Below are 4,583 nucleotides of genomic sequence, written 5' to 3'. Positions count from 1 at the left end.
GGTCTACACCTCCGGCACCACCGGCGTGCCGAAGGGCGCGATGAACACGCATGCAAACGTGGCGTTCAATGCGCAGGTCTACCGCGACTGGATCGGCCTGCGCGAGGGTGGCCCCATCCTTGGCGTGGCGCCGCTGTTCCATATCACCGGGCTGGTCGGCCATATTGCAGCGGCGTTCATCTGCGCCGCGCCGCTGGTGCTGGCCTGCCGCTTCGAGCCCGGCGTGGTGCTGGAGGCCATCCGCGAGCGCCGCATCGAGTTCACCATCGGCTCGATCACGGTGTTCATCGCGCTGATGAACCACCCGGACGCTACCCGCGCGCACTTCGCCACCCTGACCAGGATCTACTCGGGCGGCGCGCCGATCCCGCCGAGCGTGGTGGAGCAGTTCCGCGCCAGGTTCGGCCACTATATCCACAACGGCTACGGCCTGACCGAGACCAATTCGCCCACGCACGTGGTGCCACTCGGGCGCGAGGCGCCGGTCGACCCGGCTTCGGGCACCCTGGCGATCGGCGTGCCGGCCTTCAATGTCGACGCCTTTATCGGCGACGATGCGGGCCAGCCGGTGCCGGTGGGCGAGGTCGGCGAGATCATTTCGCGCGGGCCGATGATCGTGCCGGGCTACTGGAACAAGCCGGAGGAGACGGCACGCGCGATGGCGGGCGGCTATTTCCATACCGGCGACGTCGGCTTCATGGACGCGCAGGGCTGGTTCTACCTGGTCGACCGCAAGAAGGACATGATCGTTGCCGCTGGCTACAAGGTCTGGCCGCGCGAAGTGGAGGACGTCCTCTATACGCATCCGGCGGTGCGCGAGGCGGCGGTGGTCGGCGTGCCGGATGCCTACCGCGGCGAAACCGTCAAGGCCGTGGTCAGCCTGAAGCCGGGGGCCAGCGCTACGCCGGAGGCCTTGCTGGCCTGGTGCAAGGAACGCATGGCGGCGTACAAATACCCGCGCGTGGTGGAGATCATCGACGAGTTGCCGAAGACCGTGACCGGCAAGATCCTGCGGCGCGAGCTGCGCGGATAGGGCCGGTGCGCGCGCCGGGAAGCCTCGCCATTCCCGGCGCGCGCGCGGATTTTTCCGCCGATGGCGCAGCGAATGCGCGTGCGTGCGCGGTCTTCCCGCTCGCCGATTTCGTGTTTTTCCCTTGTTTTCAGGGGTCAATTCGATGCGTGGTGGTGCTTGCGCGCGACACAAGCGCTGGACGCCGGAGCAAAAACCCCCAAAAAACCCGGGGAAAACCCCGCTTTTTGCATCGGCATGTACGAAAACCCCTTGACGTGCGCTTGTTTCCGCTATGATTCAGTCGTTGCCGCGCGCCGATGACGCCCGACCAAGAGCCGGGCGAAATCGGATGCCACATCCCGCGCGGCACGATTTTGTTCAACTCATCTCTATCGATATGGCGACCAAAGCGAACCCGACCGCGAAGACTGCAACCAAGACCGCTGCCAAGAAGGCACCGGCAACCAAGGCACCCGTGAAGGCTGCCGCCAAGAAGGCCGCGCCGGCCAAGAAGGCTACCGCTGCTGCTGCGCCGACCGCGCGCCCGCTGAAGGACACCTTCAACAAGTCGAGCCTGGTCGCTCACCTGGTAGCACAGACCGAGCTGGATGCCAAAGCCGTGAAGACGGTCCTGGCCCATCTGGAAAACACCATCGTCAGCGCGCTGCACAAGAAGGGCGCCGGCGAGTTCACGCTGCCCGGCCTGATGAAGGTCACGGCGCAGCAAGTGCCGGCCAAGAAGAAGCGCTTCGGCAAGGACCCGTTCTCCGGTGAAGAGCGTTGGTTCCCGGCCAAGCCGGCGAGCGTCAAGGTCAAGGTACGCCCGCTGAAGAAGCTGAAGGACGCAGCCGCCGCCTGACCGGTGACTGTTTCGAGCTTGCACAGAGCTTGAATCCAGCTTGAAGAAGGAGCCGCCCGCCGGCTCCTTTTTTGTATCCGCCGCAGTCGTTCCCCAGTATCTTGCCGTCCCCGGCCAGCCGCCAGGCAGGCCGGCACCGCCTTTCCGGGAGATCGTCATGCCCAGCATCCAGTGCCGCCTGTGGCGGCTCGCACTGCGCCTGGTCCGGCGCAAGCACCGTTTTTCCAGCGCGCAGGCGCTGCACGAGGAAATTCGCAGACGCCGCAAGGCCGGTCGCGCCGAGCCTTCTGCCAGGCTGCTGGCCCGCCATGAAGTCAGCTCGGAAGCGATTGCGGGCGTGGATTTCGAGGTCTACACCGTGCGGCCGCGCGGCGCCGGCAGCGGTCGCCGCATCCTCTACCTGCACGGCGGCGGCTACGTGTTCGACATCGTCAGCCAGCACTGGGAGTTCGTCGGCAAGCTGGTCGACGAACTCGGCGCCACCGTGATCGTGCCGATCTACCCCCTGGCGCCGGAGCATACGCACCGTGAGGTCTTTGCGGGCCTGATGCCGCTCTACGAGCGACTCGTGCACGGCCACGATCCCGCCGGCCTTACCGTGATGGGCGACTCCGCCGGCGGCGGCATGGCGCTCGCGCTGGCGCAGCTGGCGCGCGACGCCGGCCTGGCGCTGCCGGGCCGGCTGGTGCTGCTGTCACCGTTTCTCGACGCCGGCGGCAGCAATCCCGGCATCGACGCGATCGAGCCGCTGGACCTGATGCTGTCGCGGCCAGGCGGCATCGAATGCGGCCGCGTCTACGCCGGAGACGATCCCGTCACGCTGGCGCAGGTCAGTCCCATCAACGGCAGCCTGCAGGGTTTGCCGCCGACCACGCTGTTCATCGGCACCCACGACATCCTGTTGCCGGACTGCCGCCTCTTTCGCGAGCTGGCACGGCAGCAGGGTCTGCCGCTGCGCTATTTCGAATACGAGGGCATGTTCCACGTATGGATGCTGCTGCCGATGCCAGAGGCCGACGCGGCCTTCGCGCAGATCCTGGCCGCGGTCGAAGCGGGCGATCCCCGGCATGCGCGCGACACCGTGCGATCGCAGGAGATGGTGTAAGGGCGCGTACGGGGGCCAGGTCGCGGCCGGCCCCCGTACCTTGCCGGTGCAACCGGCGCCAAGCCGATTCGGCGAAGAACGGCGATAATCGCGGGTTGCCGGCCTGGCCGGCCCCAAGGAGCATCCATGTTTTCTCGTCGTTACGGCGCGGTCTGGCTATCCGCGCTGGTCTTGCTCGCGCTTGCCACCTTCGCTGCCGTGCACCGCATCTCGCCTGCCTGGGTTGCCGCACCGGTTGCACTGCTGTTGATCGGGTTGCACGATATCGGCCAGTCGCGCCACTCCATCCTGCGCAACTACCCGATCTGGGGCCACCTGCGTTTCTTCTTCGAATTCATCCGCCCGGAAATCCGCCAGTACTTCATCGAGGACGACACGCACGAAATGCCGTTCTCGCGCCAGCAGCGCAGCCTGGTCTACCAGCGCGCCAAGAACGAGGTGGATAGCCGCCCCTTCGGCACCGAGATCGATGTGCGCGTGGCCGGGCATGAATGGATCAGCCACTCGCTCGCGCCCACCCGCATCCCTTCCGCGGACTTCCGCATCACCGTGGGCGAAGGCCGGGCTCAGCCGTATTCGTTGTCGGTGTTCAACGTTTCGGCCATGAGCTTCGGCGCGCTGTCTGGCAACGCCATCCGCTCGCTCAACCGCGGCGCGAAGATCGGCGGCTTCATCCACGACACCGGCGAAGGTTCGATCTCGCCCTATCACCGCGCCGAGGGCGGCGACCTGATCTGGGAGGTGGCGTCCGGCTACTTCGGCTGCCGCCGCGCCGACGGGGGCTTCGATCCCGACAAGTTCGCCGAGCAGGCCCGCTCGCCGCAGGTCAGGATGATCGAGGTCAAGCTCTCGCAGGGCGCCAAGCCCGGCCATGGCGGCGTGCTGCCGGCGGCCAAGGTGACGCCGGAGATCGCCGCCACGCGCGGCATCGCCATGGGCGAGGACTGCATCTCGCCGGCCACGCACAGCGAATTCTCCACGCCGCTGGGCCTGTTGCAGTTCGTCGACCGCCTGCGCAACCTGTCCGGCGGCAAGCCGACCGGCTTCAARCTCTGCATCGGCCACCCATGGGAATTCTTCGGCATCGTCAAGGCCATGCTGGAATCCGGCATCCTGCCGGACTTCATCGTGGTGGACGGAGCCGAAGGCGGCACCGGCGCGGCGCCGCTGGAGTTCGTCGATCACATCGGCGTGCCGCTGCAGGAGGGTTTGCTGCTGGTCCACAACACGCTGGTCGGCGTGAACCTGCGCGACAAGATCCGCGTCGGTGCCAGCGGCAAGATCATCACCGCGTTCGACGTGGCCCGCACGCTCGCCACCGGTGCCGACTGGTGCAATTCCGCGCGTGGATTCATGTTCGCGCTGGGCTGCGTGCAGGCCCAGAAATGCCATACCGACCGCTGCCCGGTCGGCGTGGCCACGCAAGACCCGGTGCGTCAGCGCGCCATCGTGGTGCCGGACAAGGCCCAGCGCGTGGCCAATTTCCRCCGTCAGACGCTGCACGCGCTGCAGGAACTGCTGCAGGCGGCGGGCCTGCAGCATCCGGGCGACCTCAAGCCGCACCATATCGTGCGCCGTATCTCGCCCAACGAAGTGCGGCTGATGTC

4 protein-coding genes are annotated in these 4,583 nt (G+C 67.0%); all 4 read left to right on the top strand.

Features of this window, described 5'->3' with window-relative positions; all coding sequences use genetic code 11:
• The coding region (locus AC1DO7_RS39585; protein WP_477117441.1) for a class I adenylate-forming enzyme family protein at nt 1-1,033 on the top strand (1,033 nt) is incomplete at its 5' end.
• 376 nt (nt 1,034-1,409) lie between these two features.
• Nucleotides 1,410-1,871 carry an HU family DNA-binding protein gene (locus AC1DO7_RS39580; protein ID WP_441615422.1) on the top strand — a complete coding sequence of 154 codons (462 nt, stop codon included), beginning with the start codon at nt 1,410-1,412 and terminating at the stop codon, nt 1,869-1,871.
• A gap of 157 nt (nt 1,872-2,028) precedes the next feature.
• Nucleotides 2,029-2,976, top strand: coding sequence for an alpha/beta hydrolase (locus AC1DO7_RS39575; protein ID WP_441615211.1), 948 nt, complete (start codon nt 2,029-2,031; stop codon nt 2,974-2,976).
• 126 nt (nt 2,977-3,102) lie between these two features.
• On the top strand, nt 3,103-4,583 hold a 1,481-nt coding region (locus AC1DO7_RS39570), incomplete at its 3' end, for an FMN-binding glutamate synthase family protein (RefSeq protein ID WP_477117440.1).

Source organism: Cupriavidus sp. 05N40, from assembly GCF_056397305.1.
Note: the sequence above shows the minus strand (reverse complement) of the source record. Positions and strands in the feature narration are given on the sequence as shown.

Excerpts from the sequence above, each read along its gene's own strand:
- AC1DO7_RS39580 (WP_441615422.1), top strand. The coding sequence starts at position 1,410 with ATGGCGACCAAAGCGAACCCGACCGCGAAGACTGCAACCAAGACCGCT.
- AC1DO7_RS39575 (WP_441615211.1), top strand. The coding sequence starts at position 2,029 with ATGCCCAGCATCCAGTGCCGCCTGTGGCGGCTCGCACTGCGCCTGGTC.